Raw genomic sequence first — 16,746 nt, 5'->3', positions numbered from 1 at the left:
GCTACTTGGAGCCGAGCGTCTTGATCGCGTCGTCGGTGGTCGTATTGGCCTGGCGTATCAGCGCCGCGGTGTTCTCGAAAGCGCGCTGGACCATGATCAGCCGGGTCATTTCCAGCACCGGATTGACGTTGGATTCTTCCAGGAACCCTTGCGCGACACCAACATCGGAGCGGTCGGTGACCGGCTCGGGCGTACGCGCTGGAACGATGCCCGAATTGCCGTAGCGGACAAAGTTCTGTCCGGGGTCGAAATCGTAGAGACCGATGGCGCCGACGAGCTGATCGCCCTGGCGCAGCGAGCCGTCGGCACCGGCCCTGGGTGGGCCGTTGCGCGGGTCGAGCTGGATCGGCGCGCCGCCGCTGTCGAGCACCGGATGGCCCTCGATCGACATCAGTTCGCCGGCATCGTTCATCGAGAAGCGGCCGTCGCGTGTCATCACCGTGCCGACGGGCGTCTCGATGGCGAACCAGGCGTCGCCCTGGATGGCAAAGTCGAAGGGATTGCCGGTCTCGGTCATCGAGCCATGCGCATTGGAAAGATAGGTGTTACCGGAAGAGGCGAAAGAGACGGACTTTGGCCCGGTGCCGGAGACGACGTCCTCGAACTTCACGCCGGTAGCGCGAAAGCCGATGGTCGAGGCGTTGGCGACATTGTCGGCGATGGTGTCGAGCCGGCGCTCGAGCGCGATCTGCGACGACAGGGCTACGTAGAGGCTGTCCTGCATGGTGTTCTCAGAACCTCAGTTTCTGCATGGCCATCATCAGATCGGTAGATATGCCGACCGTGGTCGGCTGGGCGAAAAGCACGCTGACCGATGTCTGCGCCGTCGAGGTCGGGTTGTTGATCTCCCACATGCTGGTGAAGCGGGTGAGGAACTTGCTCAGCTTTTCGGGGTCGGTGAAATCGGCGATGTCGAGCTTCTGCTCGAACGCCTGCGCCTGCTTGTCGATGTCGGCGGAGGCGAAGGAATCCGGCAGGCCGAGCGCGGTGCGGACCACGCTGGCGAGCGCGGTATCGGCAAGCACGTCGTACCAGTTGGTGATGCTGGACGCCTTGCGGTCGAAGTACAGCGCCAGCCGCACGCCTTCATTGGTCTCGCCGGCGTTTTCCTCCAGCGTCTGGCGCATGTATTTGTCGACCGTGTCCTGCTGGGCGGCGGGGAACAGCGTGGCGGTCTCGCCATAGGCGGCGAAATTGAATGCCTTGACGAAGGCGGCGTAGCGCTTGTCGGTCAGTTTGTTGGCGAAGCTGTCCTCGTCCGAGACGCCTTCCTTCAGTGCCTTGACCATGAAAGCCTTGGCGTAGGCCATGTCGCCGAGGCCGTATGCCTTCATGGCATAGGTGAACAGGCGTGTGTCCTTGACGAAATCGTCGATGGTTTTGACGTTGCCGATATTGGCAAGATAATAGTCGGTGTCGCGCTTCACGACAGGCTGCGCCTCGACCTGGTCGAGTGACTTGGTGATGTCCTTGGTGATGAGCTGATAGCTCGTATAAGTGTCCAACACGCTGCGCCTCCGGCCGAAGCTATGTCAGGACAATATCCTCACTTCCTTGCGCGAAGCTGAATCCGTGTCGGGACATGTTTCGCGACGCTCGTGCAACATTGGGGATTCAAGCCTCACACAAGGCACGGGGATTATCCGTTGATCCTGAAGCGACATGCGGAAGGATCTTGCGTGGGCATTCTGATTGGACTGGTGGTGACGCTCGGCTGCGTTCTCGGCGGCTTCATGGCCATGGGCGGCCATCTTCACGTGCTGATGCAGCCATGGGAAGCGGTGATCATCTGCGGTGCGGCGCTTGGCACCTTCCTCGTGGCCAACCCGATGAAGACCGTCAAGGATACCGGCAAAGGCATTCTCGAAGCCTTCAAGCAGGCGGTGCCGAAGGAGCGGGACTATCTTGAAACGCTCGGCGTACTGCACAGCCTGATGCGCGAGCTACGGTCCAAGTCACGCAGCGAGGTCGAGGCGCATATCGACAATCCGGAGGAATCGGCGATCTTCCAGGCATTCCCGACGGTGCTGCACAACCATGACCTGACGCATTTCATCTGCGACTACTGCCGCATCATCATCATCGGTAATGCGCGCTCGCATGAGATCGAGGCGCTGATGGACGAGGAGATACACACCATCAAGGCCGACAAGATGAAGGCCTATCATGCCCTGGTGGCGGTGGGTGACGGCCTGCCTGCGCTTGGCATCGTGGCCGCCGTGCTCGGCGTGGTCAAGGCGATGGGCGCGCTCGACCAGTCGCCGGAAATCCTCGGCGGCCTGATCGGCGCGGCGCTTGTCGGAACCTTCCTCGGCATCTTCCTGTCCTATGCTCTGGTCGGGCCGGTCGCCACCAAGATCAAGACCGTGCGCGAGAAGCGGAACCGGCTCTATATCATCGTCAAGCAGACCTTGCTGGCCTATATGAACGGCGCCCTGCCGCAGGTCGCGATCGAGTTCGGGCGCAAGACCATCTCGTCTTACGAGCGGCCGACGATCGACGCCGTCGAGCAGAGCACGATGAACACCGGCACGGCCGAGAAGAAAGCGGCCTGAGCATGCGCAGCGACAGAGGCCGTTCGTCGTCATGACCAGCCCAGGCAGTCCGTCCGAGACCCGTTCCTTGATCATCGAGCGTCTGGTCGGCGACAGCGGCGAAGCCGCCCATGTCATCGGCGCCGGGCGCGGGATGGCCGAGCGCGCCGTGCCGCTGCTGCAGAAGAGCCTCGCCGGTGAACTAGGCGCACCAGTCACCGTCGACCTGCGCGCGGTAGAGGTAAGCCGCGTGCCCGACGCGCGCGCGTATGCCGGCGACACATTCGCCATGACCATCGTTACGTCGCCGACGTCCTCCGACGCCATGACTCTGGTGATCGATGCGCCTGCCATCGCGGTGATGGTCTGTGCGCTGTTCGGGGGTGATCCGGACCTGGCGGTTTCGCCGATCGAGCGTGAGCTGTCGCAGATCGAGACCGACGTGGCGACGATGGTGTTCCAGGAAGTGGCGCAGGCCTTGAACGGATCGGGCAGGCGCTCGCTCGAGCTGCGGCTGCCGGTACAGCGCGCGATGTCCGGTGCGGAAGCCAAGCGGCGCGTGCTGCGCGATGGAGCGGCGGTTCGCATGGTCTTCGGCATCTCGACGCCGACCGATAGCGGCACGGTCACGGTGATGATCCCGCAACGCATCCTGCTGGCGACCCGTGGCGGCGCGGCCGGTGCCAATGACGACCAGACGACGGGGTCGGACTGGCGGGCGCGGTTCTCGGAAGAGGTGATGCGCTCGACGGTGACGCTGAAGGCGACCATGCCGCTCGCGCGGCTGACGCTTGGCGACCTCGCCAGCCTCGAGGTGGGGCAGATCATCGAATTCGAGGAGACCGCGCAATCGCAGGCGCGGCTCAGCGCACGCGACAAGACGCTATTCGTTTGCGAGTTCGGCAAGCTCGGCCAGAATTACACCGTTCGCGTCCGCCATCCCTACGATGCTGGGCAGGACTTCATCGATGGGCTGATGCCGGGCTGACGCCGGCAGGCTCGAGTTTTTTGGGAGACGATCAATGGCCAAGACCAAGGTGGAAGCCGAACTCGACCAGCCGGACGAGCAACTCGACCGTGCCATCGAGGAATTGCGCGGCGTTCTCCAGGAAGAGGAGAAGCGTCCGGACGTTGCCTTCCGCGCGGCATCGGGCGCCAATTCGAACATCATCATGAGCATCCCGGTCGATGTGCAGATCATCCTCGGCAGCACCGAAATGCCGGTGTCCGACCTGATGGCGCTGCAGAAGGGCTCGACGGTGGCGCTCAACCGGCGCATCGGCGAACCCGTCGACGTGGTGGTCAACGGCCGCAAGATCGCGCGCGGCGAGATCACCGTGCTCGAAAGCGACCCGTCGCGCTTCGGCATCAGGCTGACCGAAATCATCGCGGCCACGATGAGTGCATAGGATAACCGGCGTGTCGCAGGGACAGACAGCATGACGACGCTTACCGCGCTGACGCGCCCGCAGAAGGCCGCCGCCATACTGGTAGCCATGGGCAAGCCCTCGGCCAGCCGGCTGCTCAAATTCTTCAAGCAGGAGGAACTCAAGGCGCTGATCGAGGGGGCGCGGCTGCTGCGCACGATTCCGCAGAGCGACCTCGAACGCATCGTCGCCGAATTCGAGGCCGAGTTCACCGAAGGCGCGGGGCTGCTCGATTCCGCCGACAGGATGGACACGATCCTCAATGAGTCGCTGTCGCCGGAAGAAATGAGCGCCATTATGGGCGACAAGAAGTTCGAGGTGGCGCCGGAACGGCCGCAGCCGATCTGGCCCGATCTGGAGAAGCTCGAGCCGGCACGGCTAGGCACCTTCCTCGCCAGCGAGCACGCGCAGACCGCGGCCATGGTGCTGTCGAAGCTTGCCCCGCAAGCTGCGGCGAACGTGCTGTTGACCATGGCAAAACCGATGCGCGGCGAAATCATCAAGCGCATGGTGACGATGGCGACCATTCCGGATGCGGCCGCGAAGATCGTCGAAAGCCAGTTGCGCTCGAGTTTGCTGTCGCAAGCCGCAACCAAGGACATTTCTGCCGGGCAGGCGCGGGTCGCCAGCGTGCTCAACGAAATGGACAAGCCGCAGCTCGAAGAGGTCATGCAGGACCTGGAAGAGGCGGGCACGCCCGACCTCGACGGCGTCAGGTCGCGGCTGTTCGCCTTCGACGACCTGCCGTTGCTGACCCAGAAAGCGCGGGTGCTTCTGTTCGACGGGCTGTCGACAGAACTGGTTACGCTGGCGCTGCGCGGCGCACCGCCGGCGCTGACCGAATCGGTGCTGTCGGCGATCGGCGCACGTTCGCGGCGCATGATCGAATCCGAACTCGGGCAGGGCTCGGAAGGCATCGCCCTTGCAGACATCATGACTGCCCGCAAGACGATCGCGGTGGCGACGATCCGTCTGTCGCGCGAGGGGGCTTTCGAACTGCCCTCCTCGACGCAGAACGCCGCAGCCTGATGGCGACGGGCCGGCTAGTCCAATATGGCTGAGGCGGTCGACAAGGACTCGAAAACCGAGGAAGCCACAGAAAAGAAGATCCGTGACACGGTCGAACAGGGCAAGCTGCCCAATTCGCGCGAGACCGCCATCTTCACGTCCTTCGTCGCCATACTGGTGTTCACCGTCTTCTACGCCAAGGACGCCATCGTCGATCTCGGCATGTTCCTGTCGATGTTCCTGGAGAAGCCGGAGGCCTGGCCGATGGACACCGAGACCGACGTCATCGCGCTCTACAAGACCGTCATGTTCGAGATCGGCCGCGCCGTCGTCAGCCTGCTGGTGTTGCTGGTGGTGGCCGGCGTCGGCGCTTCGGTGTTGCAGAACATGCCGCAGTTCGTCGGCGAGCGGGTCAGGCCGCAACTGTCGCGCATTTCGATCACCAAGGGTTGGAGCCGCCTGTTCGGCGCCCAGGGCTTCGTCGAGTTCCTGAAATCGCTGGGCAAGCTCGGCTTGGCCGTCGTCGTGCTTTTCTTCACGCTGTCGGAGGACCACCGCAAGCTGCTCGCCGGGATGATCACCAACCCGGTCGCTTTCGGTCTCGTCATCAGGGGCATCGTCATCGACATCCTGGTGGCGATCGTCTTCGTCATAGGACTGATTGCGACGGTCGACCTGGTCTGGTCACGTTTCCATTGGCGGCGCGACCTGCGCATGAGCAAGCAGGAGGTCAAGGACGAGATGAAGCAGGCGGAAGGCGATCCGATCGTCAAGTCGCGGCTCAGATCGTTGGCGCGCGATCGCGCCCGCAAGCGGATGATGACGGCGGTGCCGCGCGCCACGCTGATCATTGCCAACCCGACCCACTTCTCGATCGCGCTAAAATACGTCCGCGACGAGGATGCGGCGCCGCTGGTGCTGGCCAAGGGCCAGGATCTGGTGGCGCTCAAGATCCGTGAGATCGCCAGAGAGAACAATATCCCGATCTTCGAGGACGTGGCGCTTGCCCGCTCCATGTACAAGCAAGTTTCGGTTGATAGCGTGATCCCGTCGCAATTCTATCAGGCCGTCGCCGAGTTGGTGCGGATCGTCTACTCGAAAAAGGCTGAGCGCAGACTGACCTCATGAACCGGCAACCTTACGCAAAATCCCGCGAGATCATCGTCGCCAACGCCATCGAGCAGGTGATCGCCGAGCTCAGGCTGATCGATGTCGCCGACTACATCGCCTTCATCCGGCTGGAGCATTTCGCCTGCCTGTCAGACCTGGTGGATTCGGCGGCCGAACTGTTCTTCATGGCCGGCACGCTCAGGCTCGGCCATGGCGGCGAGGCCCATGTCGACTGGAGCGGCAGTCCGCGCATCGTGCTGGATCTGGAGCTCAGGCCGCCCGGCGTCACTGTCTATTTCCAGCTGACGTTGAACGAAGACAAATCGTCGGTGGCCGTCAACTACGTGTCATTCGAAAAGCCGGGCGAAAACCCCGAGCACAACACCGCCTTGCTGGAGGCCGTGATCGAGCAGGCGCGCATCCGCAGGACCGAGCCGCTCGCCTTCTGAAAATCAGGCGCTTGTTGGTGGGAGCACGTCGGAGTCGCTTCGTGCACTGCGCGCTTGTCGATGTTGCCGCGACGCCGCCGCGCCACCTTCGGTCATTTCCGAGAGCGAATTTCCAGGCCTACTCGATCAACCCCAGCCGCAGCGCCTTGGCCACCGCCTGGTTGCGGTTGACTGCGTTGAGCTTCTGCGTCGACTGGGTCAAGTACTGGTTGGCGGTGTGCACCGACAGCTTAAGCAGCTTGGCGATCTCCTCGCTGGTGTTGCCGTTGGCGGTCAGCTTCAGGCATTCGAGCTCGCGCTTGGAGATCGACCGCATCCTGCCGGCGTCGCTCGGGCGCATGCGGGCGACCGCGGCAAACAGCGTGAAACTGCGTGCATGGATTTCGTAGAGCGCGTCTTGCGGCAAGGCGATCTCCGAGCCCAGGAACACGACCAGCCCGCACTGGCCGCGATCGGCATGAACGGGGAAGGCAATGCCATTGGTGCCTGGCGCCAAGGGTGCGGTTCGTTCCGACCAGGCGAGGTCCTTGAAGGTCTCCTGCGAGCTGGCGATGCCGTCGTCGGCCCACCAGCGCGGCGCCGTCGAAATGCGGGTGTGGCGCACCATCTCCTCGCCATTGGCGCCAGAGATGAATTTTGTCGCCACCGCGGTGCTGGGATAGTCGGAATCGAAGCAGGGGACGAGGCGTGCCCGCTCCGCCGAAGGGCTGACAAAGAACAGGCCGAAGGCCGAGGCGTTGATGTCGACGGCGATCCAGCGGCAGCGGCGCACGGCATCCGGAATGGTGACGGCGTGATGGGTTTCGGAACCAAGCGAGAAGGCGCCGAACGGATTGCGCTGCTCGTTGAAAAGGGCTTCGGCCGCCTCCTTGACGTGTGCGTGTTTCAAATGATGCCGCTCCTGATCGCCGTCGCGATGGCCATCGCGCGGTTGCTGGCCGCGAATTTCTGAATGGCGTGGGTGATGTAGCTGTTGACGGTGTTCGACGAGACGCCAAGGATAAGCGCGACCTCGTCCGTCGTCTTGCCCTCGGACACCCAGAACAGGCATTCGCGCTCGCGGTCGGACAGTGGATCCTGCATGGCGGCGGCGGCGATCAGCTGCGGGATGGTGGAGAGCGCGTAGCAGCACTTCAACTGAGCCTTCATCAGCGCCGGCTGGTCGATCTTGCCCGGTTCGGCAGCTGAAAACAGTGCGAACAGACGCTGGCGACCGACGTTCAGCCTGAGCGAGTAGATCTCGGCATGGCCGAGCACGTCGAGAAGCCGAGCCTCCTCGCCGGTGAGCAGTCCACCGGTGTCGGGGGCATGCGCTGCCACCAGCGCCTGCGGGCGGATGCCGGGCGCCGCGGTCAGCGGACCCTGGGCGAGGCCGCCGATCAGCCGTTTGCCGATGAGCTCGATGGCGTCGAAAATCCAGTTGGAGGACACGATGCGCGCGTCGTTGCGGTCCTGGTCGTGGACGATGGCGACGAGCATGTAGCTGTCGGCGCCGATCTCTGCGGCAAGCTGCATGAAAAAGCTGGTGAGGTCGCCGCGAGACGCAAGGCGCGATGGTTCGGATTGGAGAAGCGCGGCGGGACTGCCCATTTTATGCTTTGGCCGGAATCGATCCATGTGCCCGGTGCTGGCTTTGCCAGCGGCCGAACCCGAATACGCATCACTTTGACGAAGACACACTCTGGGCGCGGTCAGCGCCCAACCAGGCCGAATCCATTCAGGGAACGCGAAGCCGTCCGCGTCTGGTGCCGGACGATGCCGGTACTTGAGACTTTGGGTTGGTCGCCGCGCCCCCCAAGGACCGGCTGATTCGGGTCTAATCTACCCGCAGATGAATCCGACATCAAATGCGATTTGACAAAAACGAATCCGATGGACTCCGATTGCGACTCAGCGGCCGTTTCATGTTGCCTTCGGCCGGATTTTTCGACGGGAAAAGCAGGAGCCGGTGCGGGCCCGCGGTATCGGCGCGCGCCTGATTCCGATAGGATTCGCGGGAGCGGGAATGGCTGGGCGTCCATGCCGGCGACTTTGCGGGGGCAACAATGAGCGATTCATTTCGGGAAGTGACATCCGTTTCGTGGTTCGGGCGGATCAAGCGCGCTGTCGGCGGGGTGGTCTTCGGCCTGCTCCTGATCGTGCTGATGGTCATCGGCCTGTTCTGGAACGAGGGCCGCGCGGTGCAGACGGCGCGCTCGCTGGCCGAGGGATCGGGCGCCGTCGTCTCGGTCAGCGCCGACAGCATCGATGCCGGCAATGACGGCAAGCTCGTGCATGTCACCGGGCCGGTGATCGCGGACAGCGGCCTCGCTGATCCGGATTTCGGCATTGCGGCGCAAGGACTGCGCCTGTCGCGCAGTGTCGAGATGTATCAGTGGAAAGAGGAATCGAAGTCGGAGACGACCAAGAAGCTCGGCGGCGGCGAGGAGACGGTGACGACCTACAGCTATTCCAAGGTGTGGGACGACAGCCAGATCGATTCCTCGGATTTCAAGAAGCCGGACGGCCACCAGAATCCGCCGATGGCGATCCACAGCAGGACCTTCCAGATTCCGGACGGCAAGCTCGGCGCCTTCATGCTCGACACGCCGGTGCTCGATCGCATCGAAGGCGACAAGGAATTTTCGCTCTCGTCCAGCCAGTCGGCCGCGATCAAGGCCGCCTATGCCGGCACGAAGCCCGTCACCATCGTCGACGGCGGGATCTACCTCGGCGCCGATGCGATATCGCCGGCGCTGGGCGACTATCGCATCGGTTACGACCTGGCGCCGCTCGGTGTGATCAGCATCGTGGCGCGCCAGACCGGCAGCCAGTTCGAACCTACCAGACCGTTGCCGGCGACCAGTTGGTCATGGTCGATACCGGCGATGTGCCGGCGGCAAAGATGTTCGCCGACGCGGTCTCGGAAAACACATTGATCACCTGGCTGTTGCGTGCCGCCGGCCTGCTGCTGCTGACGATCGGCTTTGCCCTGTTTCTCAGCCCGATCGGCGTCATCCTCGACGTCATTCCGTTCCTCGGCAGCATCGCGCGGATGGGAACCGGCATCATCGCCTTCTTCCTGGCGATCCTGGTCGGGACGACGACGATCGCCATCGCCTGGTTCTGGTACCGGCCGCTGCTGGCGGCAGGCATCCTGGCGGCAGGCCTCATCGCCGCGGCGGCGGTCTACTATCTCGGCCGGTCGCGCAGACCGGCCGCTCCGGCAGCCGCGCCAGGCGTTGGCGCCCCGACCTGATCGCGAGAGCCGGGCGGGGTTGCCGTCCGGTCCTGGCTGTTAGCGATCCTCGAAGCCGGTCAGCACGCCGACGGCGTTGATGCCGATCTCCTCGACAGCGTAGCCGCCTTCCATGACGAACAGCGTCGGCAGGCCGAGCCGCGCGATGCGGCGGCCGATCTTGGGGTAGTCGGCGCTTTTCAGCTTGAACTGGCTGATCGGATCCTTCTCGAAGGTGTCGACGCCGAGCGAGACGACGACGACATCGGGCGCATAGGCGGCGAGTTTGGCGCAGGCGTCCTCCAGCGAGGCGTTCCAGGCGTCCCAGCCAGTGCCGAAGGGCATCGGGTAGTTGAGGTTGAAGCCTTCACCATCGCCCGCGCCGCGCTCGTCGGTATGGCCAAGGAAGAACGGATATTCGGTCATCGGGTCGCCATGCAGGTTGATGACCTGGACGTCGCCGCGGTCGTAGAAGATCTCCTGGGTGCCGTTGCCGTGGTGGTAGTCGACATCGAGGATGGAGACGCGGCTTGCGCCCTGGTCCAGGAACCATTGCGCGGCGACGGCGGCGTTGTTGATGAAGCAATAGCCGCCCATGAAGGCAGCACCCGCGTGATGGCCGGGCGGACGGCAGAGCGCGAAAGCCGATCGTTCGCCGACCTTGACCAGGCCGGCCGCCGTCAGGGCGACGTCGTAGGAGGACTTGATCGCGGCCCAGGTGCCTTCGACGAAGGTGGCGCCGGCGTCGAACGAATAGTAGCCCAGCAAGGCATCGATGCGCTGCGGCGGCGCGTCGCCGCGCAGGCCGCGTGTCGGCCAGGTGAAGGCCATGGCCGAGCCCTTGAAGCCGGCGGCCGTCCATTGCGGCCACACCGTCGGCAGGAAGTCGATGTAGTCTGCCCTGTGGATGCGCTTGGCGGCGGCAAGGTCATGCTCGGCAGGAGCGATGATCGGCCCGAGCTTCTCGCTTTCGACCCGCGCCCTGATGAATTCCGCCCGCGACGGCTTCTCGAAACCCAGCACGATCGCCGCCGTCACCAGTTCCATCTGGCCGGCATGACCGGCATGGAGAGGGGAAAAAACTGTCTTCATTTTGGGAGTTGGCTCGCTCTTCGGGTTGCGTGTCTGCGGGTCTCTCACTGCTTTGTGACAGAGAGTTTCGGTGTCGCCAAGGGCCATAGCGAATTGTTGCTTGGGGGCAGCACGGGATGGCTTGCCAGACGCCAATTCTCTGCTAGCCTAGCTCAAACGGGAGAAAATTATGCCGCCATCGGCCGATCTGATTGTCGAGAATGCCAGCATTTTGACGATGGATCCCGATACCCCCCGCGCCGAGGCGATCGCCATCAAGGGCGGTGACATCATTGCGATCGCAGATCGCGCCAGGGTGCTGGACTACAAAGGCGCAGGCACCCGCGTCATCGACGCCGGCGGCGGCTCCGTCCTGCCCGGCTTCATCGAAGCGCATATGCATCTTTTCGGCGGCGCGGCCGAACTCGACAATCTGCATCTTGCAGGCGTGCATGGCTTCGACGCCCTGCGCGACGCGATCCGCCCCTATGCGTCGGCGCGGCCCAACGCCAGACTGCTGCTCGGCGCCGGGGTCGATTACTCCATCCTGTCGAGCGATGAGCCGGTCACACGTCATCATCTCGACCGCATCATTCCAGACCGGCCCTTCGCCATGTCGGCTTCCGATCACCACACGATGTGGGCGAACACCAAGGCGCTGGAGCAGGCGGGCATCCTGCATGGCAGGCAACTAGGGCCGGGCAACGAGATCGTGATGGGAGCGGACGGACTTGCCGCCGGCGAGCTGCGCGAAGGCGAGGCATTCGGCCCGATCCTGGAGCACTTCGGGCAGAACCGCACGCGGCTCGGTCTGACGGGCGGCGAGCCGGAGCCCTATCCATCCGCTGAAGAACTGGCTGCCGACCGCGACCTGATGCACCGCGGACTTCAGTGGTGCGCCCAGCACGGCATTACGTCGATCCAGAACATGGACGGCAATCTCTACCAGCTCGAACTGCTTGCCGGCCTGGAAGAAGAAGGGCGGCTGCTCTGCCGGACGAAGATCCCGTTCCACTTCAAGAATTTCATGACGCTGGACATTCTGGAAAAAGCCTCGCGTATGGCCGCGGCTTACAAATCCGAATGGCTGTCGTCGGGTATGGTCAAGGTCTTCTATGACGGCGTGCTCGATTCATGGACCGCCGTGATGGTCGACGACTATGCCGACCGGCCGGGCTGGCGCGGCGAGCCGCTGTTCACGCCAGAGCACTTCGCGCAAGTGGCGGTGGAAGCCGACAGGCGCGGCCTGCAGATCGCCGTGCATTCGATCGGCGACGGCGCGGTGCGGGCCGTGCTCGACGGCTACCAGGCGGCGCAGAAGGCGAACGGCAAGCGCGACAGCCGGCACCGGGTCGAGCATATCGAGGTCACCACCCCCTCGGACGTGCCGCGGTTTGCCGAACTCGGCGTCATCGCTTCGATGCAGCCGCCGCATCCGCCCGGCGCCATGAACTTCCCGCTGGAGCCGACGCTTTCGCGCATCGGCCGCGAGAAGTGGCCGCTGAGCTATGCCTGGCGCACCCTGAAAAATGCCGGTGCGCGTGTCGTGTTCGCGTCCGACTGGCCGGTCTCGCCGGTAGATCCGATCCTGGGCATCCAGGCGGCGGTGATGCGCAAACCTTGGGCAGAGGGGCTGCCGGACCAGAGCTTCTCGCTGCATGAATCGATTGCCGGCTACACGGTGGAAGGGGCTTATGCCGAGTTCATGGAACATCGCAAGGGCCGCCTGAAGCCGGGCTACATGGCCGATCTCGTGGCGCTGTCGGCCGATATCGAGGCAACTGCACCGGAAGCGCTGCATACGTTGCGACCGGTGACGACCATCTGTGGAGGCAAGATCACCTATCAAGCCTGACAGGCATGGGAATTGCCTTTTAGATCAAGGTCTAGCTCTACAGTTGCCAAGCCGATTGGCTTGTGATGACAATCAAACCGGAACAAAACCTGCCGCCAAGAGCAGGCTTTCTCAATGGGGTAGTCGTGCCGGAACAACCGGGTAAGAATGCAATCGAGGTGCGTGGCGTCCGCAAGGTGTTCGGCACCGGAGAGGCGCAAGTCGCCGCGCTGGACACCGTCTCCGTCGCCATCCGCGAAAATGAGTTCTTCACGCTGCTTGGGCCGTCCGGCTGCGGAAAGACGACGCTTCTGAGGCTGATCGCCGGCTTCGACTTTCCGAGCGAAGGCGAGATCCTGCTCTACGGCCAGGACATCGCACCCCTGCCGCCGTTCAAGCGGCCGGTCAACACCGTCTTTCAGTCCTATGCGCTGTTCCCGCATATGACGGTGGCGCAGAATATCGGGTTCGGCCTTGAGATGCTGGGCAAGCCGAAGGCCGAGATCCAGGCCCGCGTCGCCCAGATGCTGAAGCTGGTCAAGATGGAGGCCCTCGCCGGCCGCCGCACCAGCCAGATCTCGGGCGGCCAGCAGCAGCGCGTGGCGCTCGCGCGGGCACTCGCACCGCAGCCCAAAGTGCTGCTGCTCGACGAGCCTTTGTCCGCGCTCGACTACAAGCTGCGCAAGGAAATGCAGATCGAGCTGAAGCGGCTGCAGCACGAGACCGGCATCACTTTCATCTTCGTCACTCACGACCAGGAAGAAGCGCTGACCATGTCCGACCGGATCGCGGTGATGTCGTCGGGCAAGATCCTGCAGGTCGGCGCGCCGCGCGACATCTATGACCGCCCGGCCGAGCGCTTCGTCGCCGACTTCATCGGCGAGACCAACTTCCTCAAGGGCACCGTGGTGTCGAAGAAATCCGGCGTCGCGACGGTAAAGCTTGCCTCCGACGCAACGGTTGCGGCCGGGTTCCCCGAAGGTTTCGATCCTTCCGGCGCCGTGACGGTCGTGGTGCGGCCCGAGCATGCGGATCTGGTTGCCGATGCGGCCAAGGGCACGGTTGCGGGGATCTTGGCCAATGTCGTCTATTTCGGCACCGACACCCACTACCACGTGAAGCTCGACGGGGGTGACAACTTCATCGTGCGCCACCAGAACAGCCGGTCCGGCGCGGTGGCATTCGAACCGGGCGCCAAGGTGGGCATCGTGTTCGAGGACGACGGCGCCCGGATCTTGAGGGACTGATGTCGATCACCCTTTCAAAAGCTGCGATGTTCGAAGCCCAGGCGGAAAAGGTCACCAGCTGGCGCAACCGTCTGCTTGCGCTGCCGGCTTTGGTCATCATCGGCATTTTCGGCGTGCTGCCGCTGCTGATAATCTTCGTCTATTCGTTTCTCCAGGCTGCACCCTATGGTGGCGTGCAATGGAAGTTCTCGACCGACGCCTATCTGAACTTCCTCTTCCAGCGCGATATTTTCGACGACACGCTGCAGTTCACGCCGGACTTCCTGATCATCTACCTGCGCTCGTTTCTGTTTGCCGTGGTGACGACGGTGATCTGCCTGCTGCTTGGTTTTCCGACCGCCTATTTCATGGCGACGCGGCCGCCGGCGCAGCGCAACTGGTGGGTGCTTTTGATCACCATTCCGTTCTGGTCGAACCTTCTTGTGCGTACGCTGGCGATCATGTTCATCATCCGCGACGAGGGCCTCATCAACAATGCGCTGATGGGGCTTGGTTTGATCGAGAAGCCGATCACCATGCTCTACACCAACTTCGCCATCCAGCTCGGCCTGCTCTACTCGTTCCTGCCGTTCATGATCCTGCCGCTCTATTCCAGCCTGGAAAAGCTGGATTTCAGGCTGGTCGAGGCCGCGAACGACCTCTACGCGACACGGCGGCAGGTTCTCTGGCGGGTGATCATTCCGCTGTCGCTGCCCGGCATCATCGCCGGCTGCCTGCTGGTCTTCATTCCGGCCCTCGGCGCCTATGTGACGCCGCTGATCCTTGGCGGCGGCATCCATTTGATGATCGGCGATCTCATCGCCCAGCAGTTCGGCTCCGGACGCAACTGGCCGCTTGGCTGCGCCCAGGCGCTGATCCTGATGGCCGCGGTGCTGGTCGCGCTCTATTTCTACGTCCGCAACACGTCGGGGAAGATCCAGCATGGCTGACCCCCGCACCATCGACATCAAGGACCAGCCGGGCTTCCGCTCGATCGCCATCCTTTGCCTGTGCGTGCTTTACGTGCCGATCCTGATCCTGATGATCTTTTCGTTCAACACGGGTTCGCTCGTCACCCATTGGGAGGGTGTCGGGTTCGGCTGGTACGGCAGTGCGCTGCTCAACGAGGAATTCCACCGCGCCGCCCAGAACACGCTGATCATCTCGACGAGCGCGACCATCATTTCGACGATCGTCGCAACACTGGCGGCGATCGGCATGACAAGGGTGAAACCGTGGCGCGGGCTTCCGGCCGCCTTCATGGTGATAAACCTGCCGCTGATGGTCCCCGAGATCATCACGGCGGTAGCGACCTTGTCCTTCTTCGCCCTGATCGCCGGGGCCTTCGGGCTGAATTTCGGCATTGGCAATCTGATCCTCGCCCACACCGTCTTTTGCATTCCTTTCGCCTATATGCCGATCAGGGCGCGTCTCGAGGACATGGACCTGACTCTCGAGGCCGCCGCGGCCGATCTCTACGCCACGCCGTGGCATGCGTTCCGCCGCATAACGCTGCCCTTGCTCGTCCCCGGTATCATGTCGGGTGCCGCGCTCGCCTTCATCGTGTCCTTCGACGATTTCACCATCACGCAGCTCGTCGCCGGTCCCGGCCAGACGACGCTGCCGCTCTACATCTGGAACCAGATCAGGCGGCCGATGACGCCGGAGATCAATGCCATCTCCACCATCCTGCTGCTGGTCTCGATCCTCTTCGTCTCGGTATCGTTCCTGATCGCGCGCCGGCGCGCCAAATGAATAATAATGGGAAGGCAAAGGAGAACAAAATGTCTAGGAAACTGATGGCGGCCGTTTCGACGGCAGTGCTGTTGTGGGCGGTGCCCGCGCTCGCCGACGGCGAGCTGCACATCTACAATTGGGGTGACTACACCAATCCCAAGCTGATCGAAAAGTTCGAGAAACAGTACAACGTCAAGGTCACGCTGGACGACTACGATTCCAACGAAACCATGTTGTCGAAGGTACGCGCCGGCAATTCCGGCTACGACATCGTGGTGCCGTCGGACTACACCGTGAAGATCATGATCGACGAGGGTCTGCTCGAAAAGACCGAGCCCAATGCGATGCCGAACGGCAAGAACATCGACCCGCGCTTCCTCGACATCTACTGGGACAGCGGCCGTCACTACACCGCGCCGTGGCAGTTCGGCACGACGACGTTCGAAGTCAACACCGACAAGTTCAAGGGCGACATCGACACGCTGGCGATCCTGTTCGACCCGCCGGACGAGTTGAAGGGCCAGATCAACATGCTCGACGACGTCAACACCGTCATGCATGCGGCCGAGCGCTATGCCGGCGTGCCACGCTGCGGCGCAGACAAGGCCGACCTCAAGAAGGTCAACGACGTCCTGATGGCGGCCAAGCCGTCGTGGAAGACCTTCAGCTATGACACGATCACCAAGATCACCTCCGGCGACGTCATCGTCACGCAAGCGTGGAATGGCGCCACCTATCGTGCGCGCCAGAAAATCCCGGCGATCAAATATGCCTATCCGAAGGAAGGCATCGAAGGCTGGATGGACAATGTGGCGGTGCTGAAGGGCGCCAAGAACCTCGAGAATGCCAAGCTGTTCCAGGACTTCATCATGGCTCCGGAGAATGCGGCGCTGATCTCGGAATTCGCCGGCTACGATAACGGCATTGTCGGCAGCCACAAATTCCTTCCCGCCGATTTCGCGGCCTCGCCGGAACTCAATCCGCCGGCTGGTGCGCCTGCGGCGGAATTCGTCCCGCCATGCCCGCCCGAGGTGGTCGAGATTTACAACAAGATCTGGACCAACCTGCGCAAATAGGTTCGGTCTAGAAGCCAATGGAAGGGGGGCTTTTGGCCTCCCTTCTTCGCTTCCGGG

General features: G+C 63.1%; 16 protein-coding genes and 1 pseudogene. 12 read left to right on the top strand and 5 right to left on the bottom strand.

Features of this window, described 5'->3' with window-relative positions; translation table 11 throughout:
- Position 1 precedes the first annotated feature (1 nt).
- A complete protein-coding gene (flgF, locus tag ACFX5Q_RS06145; protein WP_404276180.1) occupies positions 2–724 on the bottom strand; it encodes a flagellar basal-body rod protein FlgF in 723 nt (240 codons plus the stop codon).
- A 7-nt stretch (positions 725–731) separates the two neighbouring features.
- Entirely contained in the window at positions 732–1,508 is a 777-nt protein-coding gene (locus tag ACFX5Q_RS06140; protein ID WP_404276178.1) for a DUF1217 domain-containing protein, read from the bottom strand.
- Positions 1,509–1,679: 171 nt separating this feature from the next.
- On the opposite strand from ACFX5Q_RS06140, the gene motA reads away from it, so the two are divergent.
- The 6 genes from motA to ACFX5Q_RS06110 are packed head-to-tail and all read left to right on the top strand — an operon-like array spanning position 1,680 to position 6,528.
- Positions 1,680–2,555, top strand: a complete 876-nt coding sequence (motA, locus tag ACFX5Q_RS06135; protein ID WP_192177899.1) for a flagellar motor stator protein MotA — start codon at positions 1,680–1,682, stop codon at positions 2,553–2,555.
- Positions 2,556–2,586: 31 nt separating this feature from the next.
- Complete coding sequence (locus ACFX5Q_RS06130) at positions 2,587–3,522, top strand: FliM/FliN family flagellar motor switch protein (RefSeq protein ID WP_404276176.1); 936 nt, start codon at positions 2,587–2,589, stop codon at positions 3,520–3,522.
- Positions 3,523–3,556: 34 nt separating this feature from the next.
- Complete coding sequence (fliN, locus tag ACFX5Q_RS06125; protein WP_404276174.1) at positions 3,557–3,943, top strand: flagellar motor switch protein FliN; 387 nt, start codon at positions 3,557–3,559, stop codon at positions 3,941–3,943.
- A gap of 30 nt (positions 3,944–3,973) precedes the next feature.
- Positions 3,974–4,990: a flagellar motor switch protein FliG gene (locus ACFX5Q_RS06120; RefSeq protein WP_192177901.1), complete on the top strand. Its 1,017-nt coding sequence runs from the start codon at positions 3,974–3,976 to the stop codon at positions 4,988–4,990.
- Positions 4,991–5,014: 24 nt separating this feature from the next.
- On the top strand, positions 5,015–6,097 hold the full coding sequence (gene flhB, locus ACFX5Q_RS06115) for a flagellar biosynthesis protein FlhB (protein ID WP_404276173.1): 1,083 nt from the start codon (positions 5,015–5,017) through the stop codon (positions 6,095–6,097).
- A complete protein-coding gene (locus tag ACFX5Q_RS06110; RefSeq protein WP_192177903.1) occupies positions 6,094–6,528 on the top strand; it encodes a hypothetical protein in 435 nt (144 codons plus the stop codon). The genes flhB and ACFX5Q_RS06110 overlap by 4 nt, the downstream gene beginning before the upstream one ends.
- A 118-nt stretch (positions 6,529–6,646) precedes the next feature.
- On the opposite strand, the gene ACFX5Q_RS06105 is transcribed toward ACFX5Q_RS06110, so the two are convergent.
- Together ACFX5Q_RS06105 and ACFX5Q_RS06100 are read right to left on the bottom strand one after the other, a co-directional pair.
- Positions 6,647–7,417: a response regulator transcription factor gene (locus tag ACFX5Q_RS06105; RefSeq protein WP_404276171.1), complete on the bottom strand. Its 771-nt coding sequence runs from the start codon at positions 7,415–7,417 to the stop codon at positions 6,647–6,649.
- Positions 7,414–8,118, bottom strand: a complete 705-nt coding sequence (locus ACFX5Q_RS06100; protein WP_006204105.1) for a helix-turn-helix transcriptional regulator — start codon at positions 8,116–8,118, stop codon at positions 7,414–7,416. Before ACFX5Q_RS06100 ends, ACFX5Q_RS06105 begins: the two co-directional genes overlap by 4 nt.
- A 455-nt stretch (positions 8,119–8,573) precedes the next feature.
- On the opposite strand from ACFX5Q_RS06100, the pseudogene ACFX5Q_RS06095 reads away from it, so the two are divergent.
- Positions 8,574–9,766: pseudogene (locus ACFX5Q_RS06095) on the top strand (TMEM43 family protein).
- A 39-nt stretch (positions 9,767–9,805) separates the two neighbouring features.
- Here the strand turns inward: ACFX5Q_RS06095 and ACFX5Q_RS06090 are convergent.
- Positions 9,806–10,837 (bottom strand): histone deacetylase family protein, encoded by a 1,032-nt coding sequence (locus tag ACFX5Q_RS06090; RefSeq protein WP_404276169.1) that lies wholly within the window; start codon positions 10,835–10,837, stop codon positions 9,806–9,808.
- Between the two features lie 169 nt (positions 10,838–11,006).
- Between ACFX5Q_RS06090 and ACFX5Q_RS06085 the strand changes: the two genes are divergently transcribed.
- The 5 genes from ACFX5Q_RS06085 to ACFX5Q_RS06065 all read left to right on the top strand — a co-directional run bounded on the left by ACFX5Q_RS06085 (position 11,007) and on the right by ACFX5Q_RS06065 (position 16,689).
- On the top strand, positions 11,007–12,671 hold the full coding sequence (locus ACFX5Q_RS06085; protein WP_404276168.1) for an amidohydrolase: 1,665 nt from the start codon (positions 11,007–11,009) through the stop codon (positions 12,669–12,671).
- A 125-nt stretch (positions 12,672–12,796) separates the two neighbouring features.
- Positions 12,797–13,897 carry an ABC transporter ATP-binding protein gene (locus ACFX5Q_RS06080; RefSeq protein WP_404276469.1) on the top strand — a complete coding sequence of 367 codons (1,101 nt, stop codon included), beginning with the start codon at positions 12,797–12,799 and terminating at the stop codon, positions 13,895–13,897.
- Positions 13,897–14,826, top strand: a complete 930-nt coding sequence (locus tag ACFX5Q_RS06075) for an ABC transporter permease (protein ID WP_404276167.1) — start codon at positions 13,897–13,899, stop codon at positions 14,824–14,826. Before ACFX5Q_RS06080 ends, ACFX5Q_RS06075 begins: the two co-directional genes overlap by 1 nt.
- On the top strand, positions 14,819–15,631 hold the full coding sequence (locus tag ACFX5Q_RS06070) for an ABC transporter permease (protein WP_192177909.1): 813 nt from the start codon (positions 14,819–14,821) through the stop codon (positions 15,629–15,631). The genes ACFX5Q_RS06075 and ACFX5Q_RS06070 overlap by 8 nt, the downstream gene beginning before the upstream one ends.
- A gap of 29 nt (positions 15,632–15,660) precedes the next feature.
- The gene (locus ACFX5Q_RS06065; protein WP_404276166.1) at positions 15,661–16,689 is read left to right on the top strand and encodes an extracellular solute-binding protein; all 1,029 of its coding nucleotides are present in this window, start codon (positions 15,661–15,663) and stop codon (positions 16,687–16,689) included.
- The last annotated feature ends 57 nt before the right edge of the window (positions 16,690–16,746 follow it).

Origin of the sequence: Mesorhizobium sp. IMUNJ 23033 (genome assembly GCF_044778005.1) — a bacterium.
GTDB lineage: Bacteria > Pseudomonadota > Alphaproteobacteria > Rhizobiales > Rhizobiaceae > Mesorhizobium > Mesorhizobium amorphae_A.
The sequence above is the reverse complement of the archived record's forward strand: the minus strand, read 5'-3'. Positions and strand labels throughout refer to the sequence as shown.

Bases quoted from the DNA above. Each gene is read 5' to 3' on its own strand.
- flgF (WP_404276180.1), bottom strand. From the start codon at position 724: ATGCAGGACAGCCTCTACGTAGCCCTGTCGTCGCAGATCGCGCTCGAG.
- ACFX5Q_RS06130 (WP_404276176.1), top strand. From the start codon at position 2,587: ATGACCAGCCCAGGCAGTCCGTCCGAGACCCGTTCCTTGATCATCGAG.
- fliN (WP_404276174.1), top strand. From the start codon at position 3,557: ATGGCCAAGACCAAGGTGGAAGCCGAACTCGACCAGCCGGACGAGCAA.
- ACFX5Q_RS06120 (WP_192177901.1), top strand. From the start codon at position 3,974: ATGACGACGCTTACCGCGCTGACGCGCCCGCAGAAGGCCGCCGCCATA.
- flhB (WP_404276173.1), top strand. From the start codon at position 5,015: ATGGCTGAGGCGGTCGACAAGGACTCGAAAACCGAGGAAGCCACAGAA.
- ACFX5Q_RS06110 (WP_192177903.1), top strand. From the start codon at position 6,094: ATGAACCGGCAACCTTACGCAAAATCCCGCGAGATCATCGTCGCCAAC.
- ACFX5Q_RS06100 (WP_006204105.1), bottom strand. From the start codon at position 8,118: ATGGGCAGTCCCGCCGCGCTTCTCCAATCCGAACCATCGCGCCTTGCG.
- ACFX5Q_RS06090 (WP_404276169.1), bottom strand. From the start codon at position 10,837: ATGAAGACAGTTTTTTCCCCTCTCCATGCCGGTCATGCCGGCCAGATG.
- ACFX5Q_RS06085 (WP_404276168.1), top strand. From the start codon at position 11,007: ATGCCGCCATCGGCCGATCTGATTGTCGAGAATGCCAGCATTTTGACG.
- ACFX5Q_RS06075 (WP_404276167.1), top strand. From the start codon at position 13,897: ATGTCGATCACCCTTTCAAAAGCTGCGATGTTCGAAGCCCAGGCGGAA.
- ACFX5Q_RS06070 (WP_192177909.1), top strand. From the start codon at position 14,819: ATGGCTGACCCCCGCACCATCGACATCAAGGACCAGCCGGGCTTCCGC.
- ACFX5Q_RS06065 (WP_404276166.1), top strand. From the start codon at position 15,661: ATGTCTAGGAAACTGATGGCGGCCGTTTCGACGGCAGTGCTGTTGTGG.